Below are 19,989 nucleotides of genomic sequence, written 5' to 3' on the forward strand. Positions count from 1 at the left end.
GGAAACTCGAAATGTTCCCGGGCCGTTGCCCATTCCGCCGTGCGCCGCTGGGAAGGGCGGGGCCGGTATCAACTTGTTGCGTATGGAGGCGAGACCAGAGCATGACGGCGTCCGAAGAGGAGCAGCAGATCCGCGAGCTCGTCGCCCGGCTGGCCGACAAATTCCCGCACCTCGCGACCGGGGTGGTCGGCGAGGAAGTGCGCGGAATCCATCGCGAATTCGTCGATCACCGGGTGCGGGAATTCATCCCGCTGCTGGTCGAACGGATCGCGGAAAGGCAGCTACGCCGGCGGATGGCCTATCGCGCTCCCACGGCCGCCGGCGCGCCCGGAACTCCGCCGAGAACGGTGTCGTCCATGCTGCCCGGTATGGTTCAGGCCCAAGGCAATTCGGCCCGGGTGCGCCAGTAGGTCTCGGCGGGTTCGGCCAGGGTCGCCAGTGCGGTGCGGTCGGCGGGGGTGAGTTCGAGCGCGGCGGCGGTGAGGTTGGACTCCAGCTGATCGATGGTCGCCGCGCCGGACAGCACGATGCCGGCCCAGGGCTGGGCGGCGGCCGCGGCCAGCGCCACCGCATCGCGCTGCGCCCCGACGCGATCGGCGACGGCGCGCAGCGCGGCGGTATCGGACCCGGTGGCATTGCGGCCGGCCAGGCGGCCATTGGCCATGGCCTCCTTCACCACCACCAGCCAGCCCGCCGAATCCGCTTCCGCCAGCGCCGATCCCGCGGAGGTTTCGAGGAGGTTCCAGGTGGCCTGCACGGCCGAGAACAGCGGCTGCCCGTCCACCTCGACGGCCAGCGCGGCCCGCACCGTCCGCGCCTGCGCGGGCCCGCTGGTCGACAACCCGACCCGCACCCCCTCCGCGGCGAGCGCCGCCAGCCGCGCGTGCAGCACGGGGTCGGTCAGCGCCGGACTGTCCGGCGTGACCGAATGGATCAGATACACATCCAGGTGCCGCCCCAATCGGGCGCGGGTCTCCCGGATCTGACGATCGAACACCGCGACACTGTGCTCCTTGACCTCGTGCACCGGCACGCCCGAGGTCTGCCAATCGGCGGTGTAGGTGTAGCCCCACTTGCTGCCGATCCGCGCCCCGGCCGCGACTTCGGGCCGCGCCGAGAGCCATTCGCCGACGAACTCCTCGGCCCGCCCGTACGACCGCGCGGTATCGAAGTACCGCACGCCCGCCGCCCACGCCGCATCGAGCAGGGCGTGCGTGCGTGCCCGCAGGGCCGCCACCGATCGATCGGCCGGTAAATCCAGGTCACGCCCCAGCGTGATGTACCCCGGCCGCCCCACGGCGGCCGTACCCAACCCGAATCGGGCGATCGACGAACGGACGGTTGCTCCGGAAGCACTGGGAACTGGCATGCCAAGAGCGTTTCACGACCCCGTACATGCCGACCGGTCTACTCTGGTCATGTCTTGCACATGACTGCCGAGATGCTCGGAGGCATACATGACCACAATGGAAATGCCGCACGTCAGCGAATGCACAGTCAGCAATTGCTCCTACAACCACGACGGTTGTCACGCCTACGCCATCAATGTCGCCGACCATGACGGCGGCGCCGACTGCGGCACCTTCATCGCCCTGTCGACCAAGGGCGGCCTGGACACCGTGACCAGCATGGTCGGCGCCTGCCAGCGCGCCGACTGCACCCACAATCAGGGCCTCGAATGCTCCGCCGGCGACATTCGCGTCGGCCCGGGCATGGGCGAGCACGCCGCCCGCTGCCTGACCTACAGCACCCGCTGACCTCGCCGCGGGCCGGGGCGACGACCTGTCGGCCGTCGCCCCGCAGCTATGCGAACCGCTGCACGAACTTCAGGCTCGTCTCGGCGACATCGCGCCAGCCGCTGTCGATGGTGAGCGCATGCCCGCGCCCCGGGATCTCGACGAATTCGGTGACGTCGGCGTTCTTCTGCTGCTGGTGGTAGGTGGCTTCGGAGATCGAGCGCGGAACCGTGTTGTCCTGCTCCCCGGAGATGATCAGCATCGGGCCGCGCTCGGGATTGCCGGTGTCCACCTTGGCCTCCGACCAGGGGTTGAGATTCGCCGCCGCGGCTTGGAACAGCGGCGCGCCCGGCGCCGGAACGGCGAAGGTGTCGTACAGCTGCTGGGCTTCCTCGGCGGGAACGGCATTGGCGAACCCGAACCGGAACTGATCGAAGGTCAACGGCACCGCACGATGCCGGTTGGCCGGATTGTGCAGCACCGGTGCGGCCGAGCGCAGCGCCGAGATCGGCAAGGGCAGCACCCCGCGGAACGGCGCCGGATCGATCGCGACGGAGGCCAGCGACAGCCCGCGCCCGGCGACGATCTGGGTGAGCAGACCGCCGAAGGAGTGACCGATCACGGCAGGTTTGCGCGACAGGGACCCGATGACCTCCGCGACATGGTCGGCGACCTGGCCGATCGTCTTGCCCGCGAACACTTCCGGATGCTCGTGCGCCGCGGCGACGGTTTCCGGGTCATCGGGCCAGTTCGCGGTCACCGGCGCGTACCCGGCTTCGGTGAACAGCTCCGCCCATCGATCCCAGCTGCTGGCCAGCAGCCACAGCCCGTGCACGAAGACGACCGGCGTCCGGTCGCTCTCATTGGCGCGGGCGATCTGCTCCAGGGTGTGTTCGTCGATAGACGACGTGGTCATGGTGACTCCTAACCGGCCGGACGATCGTTCGTTGTCCACTGAGGTTGCACGGTAGGACCGCCCGGATCGGCGAGCCGGCGTACCGGCCGGATCGTGCACGGTGGGAACAGCCGCGGATCGGGTTCTGCACTGCCGGAACAGGTTCTACGATCGATGCGGAGGTGGGGCATGGTCGTGCTGCTGGATACCGGGTCGCTGCCCTGGGCCGATCGGGTCGCCGCGGTGGACGCCGCGCTCTCCGATCGGGAGATACCCGCGATTCAACGGTTCGCGCCCTATCGCGGTGAGCTGTGGCATCGGCTCACCGTGTGGGATCTGGGCCAGGGGGTGCACGCGACGCGGGTGGACGGCACCGGCATGCGGGTGACCCGGGGGCCGAAACAGGTGCGCGCGGCCGCGCCGGAACGGGTCGGGCTCGGGCTGCAGTTGCGGGCGCCCGCGACCTTCGCACACTGCGGGGTGGAGCACGTGGTCGGGGTGGGCGACCTCGAATTGACCGATGGCACCAGCGCATCCGACTACGAATGGCGCGGCATCGGCGGCACCAAAGTGGTGATCCTCGATTACGCCCTGCTCGGGCTGCCGATCGACACCGTGCGCAGGGCGGCGACCAGGCTCCGGGCCAGCCCGCTCTACGGCTTGGTGGCCGCGCATATCGCCGCACTCGGCGAAGAAGGCGAGATTCCGGCGGGGCCGGCGCGAATCATGGTCGAGTCGGCCACGATTCAGCTGGTGCGGGCGCTGATCACCACGGCGGCCGATACCCGCGGGCAGCACGACGATCTGCGCGAGAGCCTGGCGGTGCGCTTGACCGCGTATGTGGAACGGCGGCTGGGGGATCCGGCGCTCACGCCCGGGCAGGTCGCGGCGGCGCATCACATCTCGGTGCGGCAGTTGTACAACGTGTGGTCCGCCGCGCACGGCGTGCCGATCGGGGAATGGATCATGACGACCCGGCTGGAGGGCGCACGGGCGGAACTGGCGCGCGACGGGCGGGCCGCGCCGATCGGGCAGGTCGCCGCGCACTGGGGGTTCGTCAACCCGGCGCACTTCTCGCGGCGCTTCCGTGCCGCGTTCGGTGTGTCGCCGCGGGCGTGGCAGTGGGCGCACAGCGAGACGGGAAGCGCGGCCGGCTGAGCTGCGCCGGGTCGGTGCACCGGCTTTCTCACCCGCTACGGATGACACTCCGAGCCGGACGGCGGAGTCCACTGGATGAGGATTTCGGAAGCCACCAGCGGGAACCCGTCGTCTCGGATTGCGAGGACCGTCGATGTCACGGACAACCATGCCCGGTAGTGAGCGGGCGGTGCGGCCCAGTCGGGAACAGAGCGTGGCGCTGGGGAAGGCCGCGCGAGCGGTGGCGCCACGATCCGGGCATTGCGAGTTCCGGGCCGGGCGGGTGCGCGCGGATCCCCTGGCGCTGCTGGAAGGGCAAGGGACCGTGCGGGTTCCGGAGTTGCTGCCCATCCGGTATGGGCGGATGGCGGCCTCGGCGTTCGCGTATTTCCGCGGGGCGGCCCTGCCGATGGCGAGCGATCTGGCCGGAACGCCGGCCACCGGGTTGACGGTGCAGGCGTGCGGGGACGCGCATCTGGCGAACTTCGGGTTGTTCGCCTCGCCGGAGCGGCGGCTCGTGTTCGATATCAACGACTTCGACGAGACCCTGCCCGGACCGTGGGAGTGGGACGTCAAACGGCTCGCCACCAGCCTGGAGATCGCCGGGCGGGCCAACGAGTTCACGCCGGGGGAATGCGCGCGGATCGTGGAAGCGGCGGTGCGGGCGTACCGGCTGGCCATGCGGCGGTTCGCCGACATGGGGACCCTGGAGGTCTGGTACGCCCGCGCCGATATCGACAGCCTGGAATCGCTGACCGCGGTGCGGCTGCGGCATGCCCAGCGCAAGCGCCTGGCGCGCAGTTCGGCGAAAGCGCGGAGCAAGGACAATCTCGGGGCGCTGGAACGCTTCGCCGTGGTGACCGACGACGGGGTGCGCCTGGAATCGGAACCGCCTCTGGTGGTGCCGATTTCGGAATTGTTCGACGACCCGGCCGAGAGCGAGGAACTGCGCGAGCGGCTGCGCTGTCTGCTCGCGGACTACCGGGCCAGTCTCGGCCCCGAACGCCGCCTGCTGCTGGATCGGTTCGTGCTCGCCGATACGGCGCGCAAGGTGGTCGGCGTGGGCAGCGTCGGCACCCGGTCCTGGATGCTGCTGCTGCTCGGCGACGACGGCGACACCGGCCTGGACCCATTGTTCTTGCAGGCCAAGGAGGCCGGGCCGTCGGTGCTCGAGGCGTACACGGGACCCAGCGAATTCGACAATTGCGGGCAGCGCGTCGTGGTCGGGCAGCGGTTGATGCAGGCCGTCAGCGACATCTTCCTCGGCTGGGTGCGGGTGCCGGGCAGCGACGGGCGGCTCCGGGACTTCTACGTGCGGCAATTGCGGGATTGGAAGGGCTCGGCGGAGGTGGAGGCCATGGTGCCGCGCGGGATGCGGGCCTACGGCGAACTGTGCGGGTGGACGCTGGCGCGGGCGCACGCCAGATCCGGCGATCGCATTGCCATCGCGGCCTACCTGGGGGCCGGCCGGTCCTTCGATCGGGCGGTGCGCGCGTTCGCCGAGGCGTACGCCGACCAGAACGAACGTGACCACCGGCAGCTCGCCGATGCCATCGCCGCCGGCCGGGTGCCCGCCCAGCCGGGGATCTGACGGCGCGATCCGATGAGCGCTCCGGGAACCGACGCCCTCGCCCGGCGGATCGCGGCGATCATCGCACTGGTCGCGATGGTGCTGACCGTGGCGCTGGCGATCGCGATGGTGATCGAGCGGTTCCCGCGCGGGCTCGGGGTGTGCTGCGGACTCGCCATCGCGCTGGTAGCGGGCTGGTTCGCCTTGGTGCGCAACGGTATTCGGCGCGTGATCGCCGCACTCGTCGCGGTGCTCGCACTGTCGGGCGCGGCGCTCCTGCTGCTGCGCGATCGCGGCTGGCTCACCTCGGCGCTGCTGGTGGCGGGCGTGCTGGCGTGGCACGCGGCCGCGCGGATCGCCCTGCGCCCGGTCCTGCGGCGACCGCTCGCACCGCCGCCGCGCCATCCTGTGCTGTTCGTGAATCCCTGGTCGGGCGATGGGAAAGCCGCCCGCGCGGGTCTGGCCGAGCACGCCGCCGAACTCGGCATCGATACCGTGGAAATGCGGATCGGCGACGATCTCGCGGAGCTGGTCCGGGTGGCGATCGCGGCGGGCGCGGACGGCCTGGCCGCGGCCGGCGGCGACGGCACCCAGGCCGTGATCGCCACGGCCGCAGCCGAATACGGTCTCCCGTTCGCCTGCGTCCCGGCCGGCACCCGCAATCACTTCGCGCTCGATCTCGGCGTGGACCGCGACGATATCCGCGGCGCCCTGCACGCTCTCGTCGCAGGCGGCGAGCACCGGGTGGACCTCGGCGAGGTCAACGGCCGCGTCTTCGTCAACAATGTCTCGATGGGCCTGTACGCCGAAGCCGTCCGCCGGCCCGCCTACCGCGACGCCAAGATCAAAACCCTGCTCGACACGGCCGCAACGCTTTTCGGCGGCGCGGGCGCGGCCACCGATCTGCGCTGGACCGCGCCCGACGGCGCGGTGCACGCCTCGGCCGCCGCGATCCTGGTGTCCAACAACCCGTATCGGCTCGGCGAGCCGGTGGGACCGGGCACCCGCCCGCGCCTGGACACCGGCCGGCTCGGGGTGGCGGTCGTCACCGACGACTCCGCGCGGCGCGCCCGCGAGCGTCGGCTGCGGCGCTGGAACGCGGTGGCATTCGAAGTCCGTGCGGCGCGGCCGGTATCGCTCGGCATCGACGGGGAATCGGTGGTGCTGGAGCCGCCGCTGCGGTTCCGGATCCGCCCGCGCGCACTGCGCGTGCGCGTCTCACCGCGTCACCCCGGAGCTTCACCCTCGGTGCTGGAGCAGCGTCCGGGTGACGGCCTGCGCGCGCTCACCGATATCGCCATCGGGCGCGAGCCGCGAATCCGCCGGTAGCGCCGCGAATCCGCCGCCGTGACGCCGCGCTGACCGGTCATCCGTCTAGTTCACCCGTATCGAGTGAGGCCGCACCGCCGGCCCGGCTCGTACGGTCGGCACGGACTCGAGGATTACCGTCCGCCGTTACCGGAGGAGTTCGACTGATGATCGCATCGGGGAATCGGCTGGAAGCCGTCACGGTCGGCACGGCCGGGGCCGTGGCCGGGCTCGCGGTCACGGTGCCGATCGATCTGCGCTGGCTCGGTGGCGGTTCCGCGCTCGAAATGCAGATCCTGGTCACCAACTTCCCGCTCGCCACCGCGGCCGGCGCCCTCGCCGCCGTGATGAGCGCGGTGATGTGCGGGGTCGCGCCCCGGTTCAGCACCTGGCTGGTGGCGGGCATCGGCACCGCCCTGCTGTTGCTCGGGCGGATCGTGGCGCGCGGCCTCACCGACGGATTGACCACTTCCGGTTATGCCGAGGCGATCACCGGCGGGGTGGTGATGGGCGCGCTGGCTTCGCTCGTGGTCGGCCGCTCGCTCGAAACCGCCGGACTGCTGCTGGGCGCGCTGTCGGGCATCGTGATCGGCAGTCGGACACCGCCGCCGGGCGCGGGCGAGCAATTGCGGTCCATGGTCCGCTGGGCGCTGGTGTCCCCGCCGCCGCTCCCGCTGATCGCCGCCGCCGCGCTGCTGCTGGGCTGGTGCGCCTGGCGGAACCGGACGCCGGTCCCCGGCCACGAACCCCGCGAGATCCCGATGCGTCCCGTCGCGGCCGTGCTGGTCCTCATCTCGGCGTCCATGCTGCGCTCGGAATGGACGGTGAGCCATCCGCATTGGGCCGTTCAGATCCTGCTGGGCGGCGCGCTCACCGTGCTGGCCACCCTGGTGGCCGCGCTGCTGCTGCCCGCCCGGGACGGCACCCTGGTCGCCCTGACGGTCGCGTTCGCCGCCGCGGGCAGTGCGGTCGGCGCCGCGCCGCGACCGGGCTGGACCATCCCGGTGCTGGTGGCGGCGGTGGCGGCGGGACTGTGGGCGGGGGCGCGCTGGCCACGGCCCACGGTGGCCGCGGCGGCGACGGTGGTGCTGGCGGTGTTCGCGGCGGTGACGGCGGGCGACGGCGGTTCGATGCTGCCCGTGGTGGGGACGGTGGGGATCGCGGCGGTCGGCGGCTACTGCTTCGGAACCGTTGTGCCGGGCCAGTTTCCGGGCGTCGCGCTGGCCATCGCCATGCTGTTCGCGCCGTCCATCCTGGCCGCCGCCGTGCGCCGCCGCTTCGACACCTCCGGCGGCCCGCGCCTGTTCGAGTCGGGCACGGTCGCCTGGCCGCCGGGGTGGGCGGCGGTGGCGGTCACCGCCGGGTGCGGGGCCGTGGCCTTCTTCCTGCACCGGATGCGCCCGGCGGTGCCGGCGCTCGCGAATCAGTAAGAGTACGGAATCCGTTCCCGCAGTCCGTGTTTCAAGTGGTCGATGACGGCGCGCGTGCGGCGGGGGAGGGTGGGTGCGTACACGGCGTAGACGTCGGCGCTGGGCGTCGGGATATCGGCGAGCACCTGGACCAGCGTCCCGTCCCGCAGCAGCGGGCCGACCTGCCACAGCGAACGCATCACCAGCCCTTGGCCTTCCACGCACCAGCGGGTGATGACATCGCCGTCGTTGCTGACCAGATTCCCGTCCACGCGAACCGCCGTCTCGGTGCCGCCGGGCGCGAACCGCCACAGTGAATAGTCGCTGTCGTTCTCCTTCAGCACGAGGCAATTGTGCTGTTCCAGTTCGGCGAGATCGCCCGGCTGCCCGTGCCGGCGCAGGTATTCCGGTGCGGCGCACACCACCCGGCGATTCCGGCACAGGCGCGTGGTGGTGAGCCGGGAATCGTGCAGCGGACCCACGTGGATATCGATATCGAAACCGGTGCCCGCGATATTGAGCGGTTCGGCGGATAGTTCGAGATCGATCCGCAAGCCGGGGTGCGCCGTCACGAATTCCGCGACCAGCGCGGCGATATGGGTGCGCCCGAGCCCGATGGTCGAACGCATCCGCACCCGCCCGCGCAACTCGTCGTGCTGTTCGGAGATCGAATCCTCCAGCTCCTCCAATTGTGCGGCGATCAGCGCGGCCCCGGCGGCATAGCGGCGGCCCTCGGGGGTGAGCACGAGCCGCCTGGTGGTGCGCTGGATGAGCGGCACCCCGAGCCGGGTCTCGATCTGGGTGAGCCGTTTGCTGACCGCCGATACCGAGACGCCGAATTCGCGTGCGCCCTCGGTGAGACTGCGGCAGCGGGCGAGGATGTCGAAGAACACGATGTCGTCACTGAGCCCGCCGCGCACCGGAGCCTCCTCATTGTTTCCGAATCGGCAAAGCTGTCTTGCGCGCGTAGCGCTATCTCCGCCGGGATATCGGAGCCTACCGTTGTGATCCATCGCACAAACAGAACATCCAGCGGGCGAAGGAGATTCATCACGATGGGCGCAAAGTATCGGATCGCGGTCATTCCCGGCGACGGCATCGGCAAGGAAGTCGTGCCGGAGGGATTGCGGGTATTGCGGGCCGCCGCGGCCGAATTCGATTTCATCCTCGAATTCGAGGAGTTCGATTACGCCTGCGCGGACTATTACCTGGCGAACGGAAAGATGTTGCCGGACAGCTGGTTCGAGGAACTACGGCGTTTCGACGCCATCTTCTTCGGTGCGGTCGGCTGGCCGGAGGTGGTGCCGGACCATATTTCGCTGTGGGGGAGCCTGCTGCAATTCCGGCGGCGCTTCGACCAGTACGTGAGCCTGCGGCCGGTGCGGCTGCTGCCGGGCATCGCCGGTCCGCTCGCGGGCCGGGGGCCGGGCGATATCGACTTCTACGTGGTGCGCGAGAACACCGAGGGCGAGTACTCCAGCATCGGCGGCCGCATTTTCGAGGGCACCGACCGCGAGACCGTCGTCCAGGAGACGGTGATGACCCGCACCGGCGTCGATCGGATCCTGAAGTACGCCTTCGAACTCGCGCAGCGGCGGCCGAAACGGCACTTGACCTCGGCGACCAAGAGCAATGGCATCTCCGTCACCATGCCCTACTGGGACGAGCGGGTGGCGGCCGTGGCGGCCGGGTTCCCCGAGGTGAGCGTCGACAAGTTCCATATCGACATCCTCACCGCGAATTTCGTGCTGCACCCCGACTGGTTCGACGTGGTGGTGGCGAGCAATCTGTTCGGCGACATCCTCTCGGATCTGGGACCGGCCTGCGCGGGCACCATCGGGATCGCGCCGAGCGGGAACATCAACCCGGAGAACGAGTTTCCGAGCCTGTTCGAACCGGTGCACGGGTCCGCGCCCGATATCGCCGGGCGGGGCATCGCCAATCCCATCGGCCAGATCTGGAGCGGGGCCATGATGCTCGACCATTTCGGCGAACACGAGGCGGCCGCCGCGGTACTGGGCGCGGTGGAAGCCGTGCTGGCGCAAGGGGTTACGGCCCTGACGTCGGATATGGGCGGCGTCGGCACCACCGCGTCGCTCGGCAAGGCCATCACCGCCCATCTGAGGAAAACAGCGAGTTGAGATGAGCTTGAAAGACAAGACCGGGCGGCGCGGACTGCCACGGCTGGACGACGTGCCGCTGATCGTGCCGCTGGCATTGACCGCCGGGGTGCTGGTCGCGGGACTGTTCGACGCGGTGCCGGAGAACATGATCGGCGGGCTGGCGGTGATCGTGGGGCTCGGCACGCTGCTCGGGCCGCTCGGGAACCGGCTGCCGGTCATCTCGAAAATCGGTGGGGGAGCGCTCATCTGCCTGCTGGGGCCGTCGATACTGGTGTATCTGGGCGCGTTCGAGCAGAACACCCTGGACGCGGTGACGGTGCTGATGAAGCAGGCAAACTTCCTGTACTTCGTGATCAGCACCCTGGTGGTCGGCAGCATTCTGGGGATGAGCCGGAAACTGATGATCGGCGGGCTGATCCGGCTGTTCCCGCCGCTGATCGCGGGCACCACCGTGGCGATCGCCGCCGGACTGGGGACCGCGATGGCGTTCGGGTACGACTTTCACCGCGCGCTGTTCTACATCGTGGTGCCGATCATCGGCGGCGGCATCGGGGAAGGGGTCATTCCGCTGTCGTCCGCGTATGCCTCGGCGCTCGGCGGAGAACCAGGAAGCTATGTGGCGGAACTGATTCCGGCCGCGATCATCGGCAATATCGTCGCCATCGTGACGGCGGGCGTGCTGCGCAAGCTCGGGGAACGGCGGCCGCGGCTGGACGGCGGCGGGCAGCTGGTCAAGACGCCGGACCCGGAACTGACGGCCGAAACGCCCGAAACAACTGCGCGGGAACCGAATTACGCGTTCGGCGTGCTGACCGTCACCGGATTGTTCGTGCTGGCGACCCTGCTGGAGCGGGTCGTGCACCTGCCCGCGCCGGTGCTGGTGATCATCCTGTCGGTGCTGTGCAAGCTGTTCGGCGTCTTCCCCGCCGTGGTGGAAACCGATGCGCGGGCGGTGTACGCGATCATCTCCCGGTACTTCATCTACCCGACCATGATCGGTCTCGGCATGCTGTACCTGCCGCTCGCCAGCGTGATCGGAGTGCTGTCACCGGGATACGTGCTCGCCTGCACCGCCGTCGTGATCGCCATGGCCGCCACCGGATTCGCGGCCGGGCGGGCCATCGCCATGTACCCGATCGACGCATCGCTGGTCACCGTATGCCACAGCGGTCTCGGCGGCACCGGCGATGTGGCGATCCTGTCGGCGGCCGGGCGCATGAACCTGATGCCGTTCGCGCAGATCTCCACCCGGATCGGCGGGGTGTCCACGGTCATCTCGGCCTCGTGGCTGATCCGCGTCATCCAATGACCGAATCGAGAGGGAAACGCGTGCACGTTCTCGTGGCGCCCGACAAGTTCAAGGGCAGTCTCTCCGCGGCCGCGGTGAGCCGCTGCCTGGCCACCGGATTGCGGGCCGCCGGGGTGCGGGCCACCGAACTGCCCCTCGCCGACGGCGGTGACGGCAGCGTGGATGTGGCCGTCACGGCCGGGTTCACGGCGTATCCGATCACCGTGGCCGGGGCGACCGGGCTGCCGGTGCGGGCGCGGATCGCGGTCCGGGACGACACCGCGCTGGTGGAGGTGGCGAGCGTCTGCGGGCTGGCCACCACGGGTCGTCTCTCGCCCCTCGACAGCTCGAGTCTCGGTCTGGGGCAGGCGATCCGGCAGGCCGTGCGGCATCGTCCGGCGCGCATCGTGCTCGCGCTCGGCGGCAGTGCGAGCACCGACGGCGGGATGGGGATGCTGGCCGCGCTCGGCGTGCGCTGGCTCGACCGGGCCGGGCATGCGCTCCGGCCGGGCGGGCGCACCCTGACCGAGATCGCCGCGGCCGACTGGTCCCGGGCGATCGACCTCGGTGGGATCGAACTGCTCGCGGCCTCCGACGTCACCAATCCGCTCACCGGACCGGACGGGACGGCCGCGGTGTACGGACCGCAGAAGGGCGCCACACCGGCCGACATCGCGCAGCTCGAGGCGGGGCTGCGGAATCTGGTCGAGGTGGCCGCGGCTCACGAGCAACGCGCCCTCGCACGAGGGTGCCCGGCCGCGGCCCGAGCCGAGGGCGGGCGTGCGCTGTTGGAGGCAGGCGCCGGCGCGTTCGGGAGCGGTCAGGGGTGTCTCCTCGCCTCGGGAGCCGGCGGGGCACGGGCACTCGCGTCGGCGCCGGGGGCGGGCAGTGCCGGTGGAATCGGGTTCGCGGCAGAGCTATTGGGCGCACGTATCGTGCCGGGCGCCGAGTTCTTCTTGGAGATGCTGGAATTCGATCGGCGGCTCGCCGAGGCCGACCTGGTGATCACCGGCGAAGGCAGTCTCGACGCGCAATCCGGGCAGGGGAAGCTGCCCACCGCGATCGCGCGCCGAGCCCGGCCGGTACCGGTGCACGCCGTCGTCGGGCGCAACCGGCTCTCGCGAACCGACTGGGCGACAGCGGGTTTCGAGACCGTGCACGCCCTGTCGGACCGGACCGCGCTCGACACCTATGCCGATCCCGGTCTGACCGCCGCGCTGCTGACCGAGATCGGGGCCCGGATCGGTCGCGGACTCGGGTGATCGAGCGGAGCCGGGCCCGACGTACAAGGCGCGGACCGGGTGGGCTGGCAGGGATCCGGCGGTGGCTATATGATCGTCCGCGATGATGACTTCTTCTGATCGCAGATTGGGGGTCCCGTCCACGCCAGGTGAGTGCTGATGCTCACCGAATTCGTGAACGGGTCTACTTCCCGGCATTCCTTCTGGCCGCGCGTGCGTGAATTCGCCGTGCCGCCCTCCATGATCGAGATCGCTACCGCCCGGCGCGCAGCCGGGGATTGGGTAGGCGCTTGTGCCGCCGCCGGTTTCGATGTCGATATCGATCTACGTCGCCTGGCCCGGACCCGTGGCGGTGAACTCGCCGCCAGGGTGCGGGCCGACCTGCGGCATCTGGCCCCGGATCTCCTGCGATGGCATATGCCCCGGATCGCTCCCGACGGGTTGCTGCGGCCGGGGCTGACCATCGCATTGGCTCGATACGATCCCGGAAGAGTCGGGGGCAGAGCCGGTTTCGTGTACCTGGTGGCTCGCACCGCTCCCGTCTGGGCGGATGCGGGGCAGCGGATCGGGCTTGCACTGTGGGACGGTGCCGAGTTCGGGGGCGGCTCGCATCCGCATCCCCGGCCCGACCGGCGCTTCCGGCTGGACCTGCATCGGCACCTGTGGGATGCGCGGCGGAGCGGGGACCTGCGGTTCCGCACCGGTACGCCCGACCGCTGGGCCGATGAAGCGCGCATTCTGCTCGATGCTGAAGAGCAGCAAGGGAATACGTTCCTCATCCGGCGTGGATCCCGGCGGCGGATGATCGCGGAACTGGTCGAGGGCGACGACGGACCGTCCGTCCGCCCGGCCCCGGGCCATCCGGCGGGCGGCATCTCCGCACTGCCGGTGCTGCCCGACGCGGCGACCTGGACCGCGCCCGATCTCGTATTGCTGCGCGACGGCGACATCTCGGCCGACCGCCTGCATCCGCTCGTCGCCGCCGCACTGGTGCCCGGTTACGAGCCGTCCGAATCCGACCGGGCCACAACCGGTTCGGAGCGCGCACGGCTCGTCGAATGCCGGGGCGAACAGCATCGAATCGGGCTGGTCGACGGCGTCCTCACCGCGCTCGATCACGACCCGGTCGAACTGCGGCGCGAGGAACTGCTGGTCGCGCTGACCGGGACACCGTTGCCCTGCCTCCAGGTCATCGATCGGGCGCACCGAAATCCCGACTGCCTCACCGGCGTTCGCGAACGACTCGACCACGGCGACACGGCGGGCGCGCTCGCCATCGTCGACGAACTGCTCGGCGCCGGCGCACAGTTGCGAGACGGCGCCCTGCGAGACGAGCTGGAGGCGTTCGCGGACCAGCGCATCACCTACGGGTTGTACCGGGCGGGACTGTCCCTCCCAGTGCCCAGAGGTCCGATGCGTCCGCGTCCGCGTCCCCGTGACCGGCGCGGGCACCCGCGCCACGCCACCGTTCACTGAAAGCCGCGCAGCCGCAGCCTCGTGAGCGGTACGGGCATCCGCGTCCCGCGATCGCTCACTGGCAGTCGCGCGGCCGGAGCCTCGTGAGCGGTACGGGTGTCCGTGTCCCGCGATCGTTCACTGGCAGTCGTGCGGCCGGAGCCTCGTGAGCGGTACGGGTGTCCGTGTCCCGCGATCGTTCACTGGCAGTCGCGCGTCCGCGTCCCTGTGATCGGCGCGGGTGTCCGCGTCACACGATCGTGCTCCGAAGGCCGCGCGCCGACCCGTGACCCGACCCTGTGCGAGTTCCGCACAATTCCATCAATTCTACTGACACATAAGGTGATTCACACATGTCTGCACACTCTGGTTTGCAAGCGCCCACCCAGCTGGATATCGCCGGCGACCTCCTGGCCTTGCTCGGCGAAACGACCACCGAACCGCGCCCCGACACCCAGCTCGAGGCGCTCACCCTGGCCGTCGCCGCCGACCTTCCGGTGCTGCTGTGGGGTGAACCCGGCATCGGCAAGACCGCGGCCTTGACGCAGCTGGCCGAATCCCTCGACCTGCCGCTGACCACGGTGATCGCGAGTGTTCATGAGCCGTCGGACTTTTCGGGCCTGCCCGTCGTCGGCGACGATCCCGCCGCACAGGGCGTACCGATGGCCCCGCCGGACTGGGCGGTCCGGCTCGTCCGCGCCGGGCGCGGTCTGCTGTTCCTCGACGAACTCTCCACCGCGCCCCCGGCCGTCCAGGCCGCGCTGCTGCGCCTGGTGCTCGAGCGGCGGATCGGCGCGCTGAAACTGCCCCCGCGGGTGCGGATCGTGGCCGCCGCCAACCCGCGCTCCTCGGCCGCCGACGGCTGGGAACTGAGCCCGCCGCTGGCCAACCGGTTCGTGCACCTGCACTGGGTGCACGACCACGATGTGGTGGTGCGCGGCCTGGGCGGGGTCTGGCCGCGCGCCACCCTGCCCGTACTGGATCCCGAAAAGCTCACGGAGGCAGTGGAGTACGCCCGCCGGGCGGTGTGCTTCCTGCTGGCGGCCCGCCCCAAACTCGTGCACCAGATGCCGACCACCGAGACCCGGCGCGGCGGCGCATGGGCTTCACCGCGCAGCTGGGATATGGCGTTGCGGCTCATCGCTTTCGCCACCGCCGCCGGATCCTCACGCGATGTGCTGTCCATGCTGATCCGCGGCACCGTCGGCGACGGGCCCGGCTTCGAACTGCTGTCCAGCCTGGATCGCATGGATCTGCCGGATCCCGAAGCGCTGCTCGCCGATCCGTCAGCCGCGGAGCTGCCCGAACGCGGAGACCTGCGCCAAGCGGTGCTGGACGGGGTGGTCGCAGCCGTTCGCAAACACCCGGACCGGGAGCGCTGGGATGCGGCCTGGGCACTGCTGGTTCGGGCCGCGGAATCCGGGGCCCCGGATCTGGTGGTGGTGCCCGCCACGACGCTCGCCACTTTGCGCCGGGACGATTGGGTCGTCCCGGCGGCGATCGAACGGCTCGCGGCCGTGGTGTCGGTATCGCAGCGGGCCGATCGGGCCGCCGACCTGGTGCGGGCGGGCCGATGAGCGTGAACCGCACGGCCACACTGGATCTCGGCAAGCTCTTCGCCGCCCGGCTGTACGCCGTCCGGGTCCGGCCCTACCTGGCGACCGCGCTGTTCGCGCTGCGCATCGTCGAATCGCACCGGGTTCCGACCATGGGCGTCGACCGCTACTGGCGCTGCTACGTGTCCCCGGCCTTCGTGGACCGCATGCCGGTCGAGGAACTGGCCGGTGTGCTGGTCCACGAGGTGGCGCATCTGCTGCGCGAACATCACGCGCGCGGTGAGCGTTTCGCGCGCGAGCACGAACCGGCCGGGCCGGCCGAAGCGCTGCGCCGCAATATCGCCGCGGATTTCGAGATCAACGATGACATCTTCGGCGACGGACTGGTCAAACCGGAGGGCGCGATCCTGCCCTCCGATATCGACCTGCCCGCCGGCCACCTCATGGAGGAGTATCTGCGCGAGTACAACTTCGGCGTCTATACCGCCGATATGGCCTGGCTCGACTGCGGCAGCGGCGCCGACGGCTTCGAGCGGGAGTGGGAGCTGGGTCCGGACGGCGCGGACGGTCTCAGCGCACAGGAACGTGACGGGGTGCGATTCCGGGTGGCGGAGGGGATTATCGGGAGGCCCGGCAACGCGCCCGCAGGTTGGCGGCGCTGGGCTGAGGAGACCTTCCATCCACCCCAGCCCTGGCGCGATCTGCTGGGTGCGGCACTGCGTGCGGCGGTTTCGGCGCCCGGCGTGGGGGAGGACTACACCTACGGCCGTCCCGCACGCCGCTCGGCCGGACTGCCCGGCGTGGTGCTGCCCAGCCTGCGGCGCACCCCGCCCCGCGTCACCGTCATCATCGATACCTCGGCCTCGGTCAGCGACACCGAATTGGGCAGTGCCCTCCTGGAAGTCGCCGCCATCTCCCGCGCCGTGGGCGGCCGCCGCGATCTGGTCACCGTGCTGTCCTGCGATGCCGCCGCCCGCATCGCGCACCCGCTGTGCGCCGCCGAAGGCATACCGCTGCTGGGTGGCGGCGGCACCGATCTGCGCGAGGGGTTCGCCCGGGCGGTTCGCGCCCGGCCGCGACCGGACGTGCTGGTGGTGCTCACCGACGGCCAGACACCGTGGCCGTCGGCGCGACCCTCCTGCCGGACCGTGGTGGGGCTGTTCCGCCGCAGTCCCAGCTGGAGCGAGCAGTGCGCCGACTACGTCCCCGACCTCCCGCCGGAATGGGCGCGCGTCGTGGAGATCGGCTGATGGCCCGCCGCGTCGCCCGGGGCTCCGCGGGCCGTCCGGGTTCCCGGCCGCGCCCCAGTTACCGGCCCTGCCAGCGGGGTGCGCGCTTCTCCACGAAAGCCATCGCACCCTCTTGCGCGTCGGCGCTGCGGAACACCGATTCCAGTTCCTCGCCGGCCATCCGCCAGATGTCCTCGCCCCAATCGTCGCCGTAGTCGGCGCTCCGATAGGCGATGCGCTTGGACGCGCGCACCGACAGCGGGGCATTGGCGGCGATGCGTTCGGCCAGTTCCAGGGCGGCGTCCAGGACCTGGTCGGCGGGCACCACGCGATTGACCAGACCCCATTCGGCGGCGGTCGCGGCATCGATGGGATCGCCGGTCAGCATGACCTCGAGCGCCCGCTTCATCGGAAGCTGGCGCGGCAGCCGCAGCACCCCGCCCGCCGCCGCGGCCAAGCCCCGCTTCACCTCGGGCAGACCGAATTTCGCCTGCTCGCTCACCACCGCCAGATCGCAGGCGAGCATGATCTCGGTGCCGCCGCCCAGGGCGAAACCATTGACCGCGGCGATCAGCGGTTTGTCGATGAAATGCTGCACCATGCCCGCGAACCCCCACTCCTCGTGCCGGTGCGCGAAGATCGGCTGCCCGGACGCGAGCGCCTTCAGATCGGCTCCGGCGCAGAACGCGCGCCCCGCCCCCGTGATGACGCCGACCCGCAGCTCATCGTCCTTCGCGAGCTCCTCCAGGGCCTCGCCCACCGCCGTGGACAGCGCCCCGTTCACCGCATTCAGCGCTTCGGGGCGATTGAGCGTGATGAGCGCGATGGCGCCCCGGCGTTCCAGCAGCGCCGCCGGATTCTCCGACATGACATGTCCTTTCGGTGCCGGCTTCAAGATCGTGGCCGCCTCAGCCTAGGTCGGCGGTCGCGGATATCGAAGCAGCTTCGGGTGCGCGGCCTAAGCTCGGCGGATGGAGTCGGGATCATGGCCGATGGAACAGTTCGCGGCGGAGACCGAGCGGTTCCGGCGGGAGTTGCTGGCGCACTGTTACCGGATGGTCGGGTCGGCGCACGATGCCGAGGATCTGGTGCAGGAAACCTACCTGCGGGCGTGGCGGGGGTACCAGGGCTTCGAAGGGCGGGCGTCCGTGCGCTCGTGGCTGTATCGGATCGCCACGAACGTGTGCCTGACCGCGGTGCAGAGCAAGCAGAGCCGGGTCCTGCCGTCGGGGCTGGGGGGACCTTATGAAGAACTGGACCGCCCGCCGAATCTCGTTGCACACGAGGAGGTTTCATGGCTTGAACCGATTCCTGACGCCTGGCTGTCCGACAGTGATCCGGCCGCGGTGGTGATCGCCCGCGAATCCCTGCGCCTGGCGCTCATCGCCGGCCTGCAACATCTGCCCGGCCGCCAGCGCGCCATCCTGCTGCTGCGCGAGGTGCTGGCGTTCTCCGCCGCCGAAACCGCCGAAATCCTCGGCACCACCGTCCCTGCCGTCAAAAGCGGCCTGCAACGCGCCCGCGCCCGCCTCGATGAACTCGCACCCCGGCCCGGCGAACTCCTCGAACCCACGGATCCGCGCGCCCGCGCCCTCCTCGACGGTTACATCACCGCCTTCGAGAAGTCCGATGCCGCACTGCTGCAACACATCCTGCGCGTCGACGCCACCCTGGAAGCCACCCCGTTCCGCGACTGGACCGCCGGCGTAACGCACTGCCTCCGCATGCTCGAGCGCTACGTCCTGGGCTCGGCCGGTGACTGGCGCATGCTCCCTGCCATCGCCAACGGGCAGCCCGCCGCTGTCACCTACCACCGTGACGCCGCGGGGGAGTACCGGGCCTACGGCGTGACCGTTCTGGAAGTCACCGCCAGCGGCGTGACCAGGGTGGTGGCGTTCCACCATTCCACCCTGATCACAACGGCTTTCGGTTTCCCGGAAATCCTGCCCTGACCGTTACGGCACCAGCGCGAGCTTCCCCACGGTCGTCCCGCTCTCCAACTCCATGAGCGCCTTCGCCCCATCGGCCAAGTCGTACACGGTCGGCTTCCCCGGCGGCGCCACGCCCGCCGCGATCAACCCGAACAGCTCACCCATGACTTCCCCGAACATTTCCGGAGCCCGCTGCGCCAGCACCCCGATATTCAGCCCCATCACCTGAATCTGGTTCTCGTACACCAATTCCCAATTGGTCAGCGCGGCAGTCCCACCGGCCAGTCCGAAAGCGACCACCCGCCCGGTGACCCGCTTCGCCACCGCCAACCCCACCCCGAACGACTCCCCGCCCACCGACTCCAACACCACATCGACACCCTCACCCCCGGTCAACCGCAACACCTCCGCCGCCAGATCCCCACTCCGCGCATCCAGCACATGATCCGCCCCCAACCCCCGCACCACCTCGTGCTTCCCCACCGAAGCGGTAGCGATCACCCGCGCCCCCCAATGCTTCGCCACCCGCACCGCGGCCTGCCCCGTCCCACCCGCCGCCGCCCGAATCAACACCGTCTCCCCGGCCGCGATCCGCCCCAACGGCCGCAACGCCGCGATAGCCGTCGGCCAATTCACCACCAGCCCCAACGCTTCCGCCGCCGTCCACCCCGCCGGCACCCGCACCACCGCCCCCGCCGCCATAGTCATGAACTCGGCAAAAGCCCCATACCCCACCCCCACCACCATCTCCCCAACCTCCACCCCACGCACCCGTTCACCCACCCCCACAACCTCACCCGCCCCCTCGAACCCAGCCACATAAGGCAACCGCACCCCCTCCGCCGTCCCCCCATACGCCAACACCACATCCCGAAAATTGACCCCCGCCGCCCCCACCCTCACCAGCACCTCATCCGCCCCCGGCACCGGCACCGGCAAATCCCCCACCACCCGCAAATCCCGCGGCCCATTGAACGAAGTCTGCTGCAACGCACGCATAGTGCTCGAAAGTCCCATGCCATACAGACCCCCACCACCCCCCAAAGGAATCGCCCACCCCACCACCCCACCCAAACCCCCTGCTCCCGCCCCGATTTGGTGTCCAGGTGGG

General features: G+C 70.3%; 18 protein-coding genes. 13 read left to right on the top strand and 5 right to left on the bottom strand.

Features of this window, described 5'->3' with window-relative positions:
* Positions 1-101: 101 nt before the first annotated feature.
* Entirely contained in the window at positions 102-410 is a 309-nt protein-coding gene (locus LTV02_RS05090) for a three-helix bundle dimerization domain-containing protein (protein ID WP_233038749.1), read from the top strand.
* On the opposite strand, the gene LTV02_RS05095 is transcribed toward LTV02_RS05090, so the two are convergent.
* Complete coding sequence (locus tag LTV02_RS05095) at positions 374-1,369, bottom strand: aldo/keto reductase (protein WP_233038750.1); 996 nt, start codon at positions 1,367-1,369, stop codon at positions 374-376. The two genes, LTV02_RS05090 and LTV02_RS05095, sit on opposite strands and share 37 nt — an antisense overlap.
* Before the next feature lie 88 nt (positions 1,370-1,457).
* Between LTV02_RS05095 and LTV02_RS05100 the strand changes: the two genes are divergently transcribed.
* Positions 1,458-1,757 carry a DUF1540 domain-containing protein gene (locus LTV02_RS05100; protein WP_067723167.1) on the top strand — a complete coding sequence of 100 codons (300 nt, stop codon included), beginning with the start codon at positions 1,458-1,460 and terminating at the stop codon, positions 1,755-1,757.
* A 46-nt stretch (positions 1,758-1,803) separates the two neighbouring features.
* On the opposite strand, the gene LTV02_RS05105 is transcribed toward LTV02_RS05100, so the two are convergent.
* Positions 1,804-2,652, bottom strand: a complete 849-nt coding sequence (locus tag LTV02_RS05105) for an alpha/beta hydrolase (RefSeq protein ID WP_233038751.1) — start codon at positions 2,650-2,652, stop codon at positions 1,804-1,806.
* A 168-nt stretch (positions 2,653-2,820) separates the two neighbouring features.
* Here LTV02_RS05105 and LTV02_RS05110 point away from each other — a divergent pair, with 168 nt between their 5' ends.
* The 4 genes from LTV02_RS05110 (at position 2,821) to LTV02_RS05125 (ending at position 8,076) form a co-directional block, all read left to right on the top strand.
* On the top strand, positions 2,821-3,789 hold the full coding sequence (locus LTV02_RS05110; RefSeq protein WP_233038752.1) for a helix-turn-helix transcriptional regulator: 969 nt from the start codon (positions 2,821-2,823) through the stop codon (positions 3,787-3,789).
* Between the two features lie 133 nt (positions 3,790-3,922).
* Positions 3,923-5,359, top strand: coding sequence for a DUF2252 domain-containing protein (locus LTV02_RS05115; protein WP_233038753.1), 1,437 nt, complete (start codon positions 3,923-3,925; stop codon positions 5,357-5,359).
* A 12-nt stretch (positions 5,360-5,371) separates the two neighbouring features.
* The gene (locus tag LTV02_RS05120) at positions 5,372-6,667 is read left to right on the top strand and encodes a diacylglycerol/lipid kinase family protein (RefSeq protein ID WP_233038754.1); all 1,296 of its coding nucleotides are present in this window, start codon (positions 5,372-5,374) and stop codon (positions 6,665-6,667) included.
* Between the two features lie 146 nt (positions 6,668-6,813).
* The gene (locus LTV02_RS05125; RefSeq protein ID WP_233038755.1) at positions 6,814-8,076 is read left to right on the top strand and encodes a hypothetical protein; all 1,263 of its coding nucleotides are present in this window, start codon (positions 6,814-6,816) and stop codon (positions 8,074-8,076) included.
* Here LTV02_RS05125 and LTV02_RS05130 read toward each other — a convergent pair.
* Positions 8,070-8,975 carry a LysR family transcriptional regulator gene (locus LTV02_RS05130; RefSeq protein WP_233038756.1) on the bottom strand — a complete coding sequence of 302 codons (906 nt, stop codon included), beginning with the start codon at positions 8,973-8,975 and terminating at the stop codon, positions 8,070-8,072. The genes LTV02_RS05125 and LTV02_RS05130 overlap by 7 nt on opposite strands.
* A 135-nt stretch (positions 8,976-9,110) precedes the next feature.
* Between LTV02_RS05130 and LTV02_RS05135 the strand changes: the two genes are divergently transcribed.
* From LTV02_RS05135 to LTV02_RS05160, 6 genes are all read left to right on the top strand, one after another.
* On the top strand, positions 9,111-10,196 hold the full coding sequence (locus LTV02_RS05135) for a tartrate dehydrogenase (protein WP_233038757.1): 1,086 nt from the start codon (positions 9,111-9,113) through the stop codon (positions 10,194-10,196).
* 1 nt (position 10,197) lies between these two features.
* Positions 10,198-11,487, top strand: coding sequence for a 2-hydroxycarboxylate transporter family protein (locus tag LTV02_RS05140; protein ID WP_233038758.1), 1,290 nt, complete (start codon positions 10,198-10,200; stop codon positions 11,485-11,487).
* A 20-nt stretch (positions 11,488-11,507) separates the two neighbouring features.
* Positions 11,508-12,728: a glycerate kinase gene (locus LTV02_RS05145; RefSeq protein ID WP_233038759.1), complete on the top strand. Its 1,221-nt coding sequence runs from the start codon at positions 11,508-11,510 to the stop codon at positions 12,726-12,728.
* A gap of 138 nt (positions 12,729-12,866) precedes the next feature.
* On the top strand, positions 12,867-14,183 hold the full coding sequence (locus LTV02_RS05150; protein WP_233038760.1) for a hypothetical protein: 1,317 nt from the start codon (positions 12,867-12,869) through the stop codon (positions 14,181-14,183).
* Positions 14,184-14,515: 332 nt separating this feature from the next.
* Positions 14,516-15,739, top strand: coding sequence for an AAA family ATPase (locus tag LTV02_RS05155; protein ID WP_233038761.1), 1,224 nt, complete (start codon positions 14,516-14,518; stop codon positions 15,737-15,739).
* Positions 15,736-16,968 (top strand): vWA domain-containing protein, encoded by a 1,233-nt coding sequence (locus tag LTV02_RS05160; RefSeq protein ID WP_233038762.1) that lies wholly within the window; start codon positions 15,736-15,738, stop codon positions 16,966-16,968. The genes LTV02_RS05155 and LTV02_RS05160 overlap by 4 nt, the downstream gene beginning before the upstream one ends.
* A 58-nt stretch (positions 16,969-17,026) precedes the next feature.
* Here the strand turns inward: LTV02_RS05160 and LTV02_RS05165 are convergent, their stop codons facing one another.
* Complete coding sequence (locus tag LTV02_RS05165) at positions 17,027-17,815, bottom strand: crotonase/enoyl-CoA hydratase family protein (RefSeq protein ID WP_233038763.1); 789 nt, start codon at positions 17,813-17,815, stop codon at positions 17,027-17,029.
* Between the two features lie 103 nt (positions 17,816-17,918).
* Between LTV02_RS05165 and LTV02_RS05170 the strand changes: the two genes are divergently transcribed.
* The gene (locus LTV02_RS05170; RefSeq protein WP_233038764.1) at positions 17,919-18,899 is read left to right on the top strand and encodes a sigma-70 family RNA polymerase sigma factor; all 981 of its coding nucleotides are present in this window, start codon (positions 17,919-17,921) and stop codon (positions 18,897-18,899) included.
* Between the two features lie 3 nt (positions 18,900-18,902).
* Here LTV02_RS05170 and LTV02_RS05175 read toward each other — a convergent pair whose 3' ends face one another.
* Complete coding sequence (locus LTV02_RS05175) at positions 18,903-19,895, bottom strand: zinc-binding dehydrogenase (protein ID WP_408639334.1); 993 nt, start codon at positions 19,893-19,895, stop codon at positions 18,903-18,905.
* Positions 19,896-19,989 lie beyond the last annotated feature (94 nt).

Source organism: Nocardia yamanashiensis, assembly GCF_021183565.1.
GTDB classification, from domain to species: Bacteria; Actinomycetota; Actinomycetes; order Mycobacteriales; family Mycobacteriaceae; genus Nocardia; species Nocardia yamanashiensis.

Excerpts from the sequence above, each read along its gene's own strand:
- LTV02_RS05090 (WP_233038749.1), top strand. The coding sequence starts at position 102 with ATGACGGCGTCCGAAGAGGAGCAGCAGATCCGCGAGCTCGTCGCCCGG.
- LTV02_RS05095 (WP_233038750.1), bottom strand. The coding sequence starts at position 1,369 with ATGCCAGTTCCCAGTGCTTCCGGAGCAACCGTCCGTTCGTCGATCGCC.
- LTV02_RS05100 (WP_067723167.1), top strand. The coding sequence starts at position 1,458 with ATGACCACAATGGAAATGCCGCACGTCAGCGAATGCACAGTCAGCAAT.
- LTV02_RS05105 (WP_233038751.1), bottom strand. The coding sequence starts at position 2,652 with ATGACCACGTCGTCTATCGACGAACACACCCTGGAGCAGATCGCCCGC.
- LTV02_RS05110 (WP_233038752.1), top strand. The coding sequence starts at position 2,821 with ATGGTCGTGCTGCTGGATACCGGGTCGCTGCCCTGGGCCGATCGGGTC.
- LTV02_RS05115 (WP_233038753.1), top strand. The coding sequence starts at position 3,923 with ATGTCACGGACAACCATGCCCGGTAGTGAGCGGGCGGTGCGGCCCAGT.
- LTV02_RS05120 (WP_233038754.1), top strand. The coding sequence starts at position 5,372 with ATGAGCGCTCCGGGAACCGACGCCCTCGCCCGGCGGATCGCGGCGATC.
- LTV02_RS05125 (WP_233038755.1), top strand. The coding sequence starts at position 6,814 with ATGATCGCATCGGGGAATCGGCTGGAAGCCGTCACGGTCGGCACGGCC.
- LTV02_RS05135 (WP_233038757.1), top strand. The coding sequence starts at position 9,111 with ATGGGCGCAAAGTATCGGATCGCGGTCATTCCCGGCGACGGCATCGGC.
- LTV02_RS05140 (WP_233038758.1), top strand. The coding sequence starts at position 10,198 with ATGAGCTTGAAAGACAAGACCGGGCGGCGCGGACTGCCACGGCTGGAC.
- LTV02_RS05150 (WP_233038760.1), top strand. The coding sequence starts at position 12,867 with ATGCTCACCGAATTCGTGAACGGGTCTACTTCCCGGCATTCCTTCTGG.
- LTV02_RS05155 (WP_233038761.1), top strand. The coding sequence starts at position 14,516 with ATGTCTGCACACTCTGGTTTGCAAGCGCCCACCCAGCTGGATATCGCC.
- LTV02_RS05160 (WP_233038762.1), top strand. The coding sequence starts at position 15,736 with ATGAGCGTGAACCGCACGGCCACACTGGATCTCGGCAAGCTCTTCGCC.
- LTV02_RS05165 (WP_233038763.1), bottom strand. The coding sequence starts at position 17,815 with ATGTCGGAGAATCCGGCGGCGCTGCTGGAACGCCGGGGCGCCATCGCG.
- LTV02_RS05170 (WP_233038764.1), top strand. The coding sequence starts at position 17,919 with ATGGAGTCGGGATCATGGCCGATGGAACAGTTCGCGGCGGAGACCGAG.
- LTV02_RS05175 (WP_408639334.1), bottom strand. The coding sequence starts at position 19,895 with ATGGGACTTTCGAGCACTATGCGTGCGTTGCAGCAGACTTCGTTCAAT.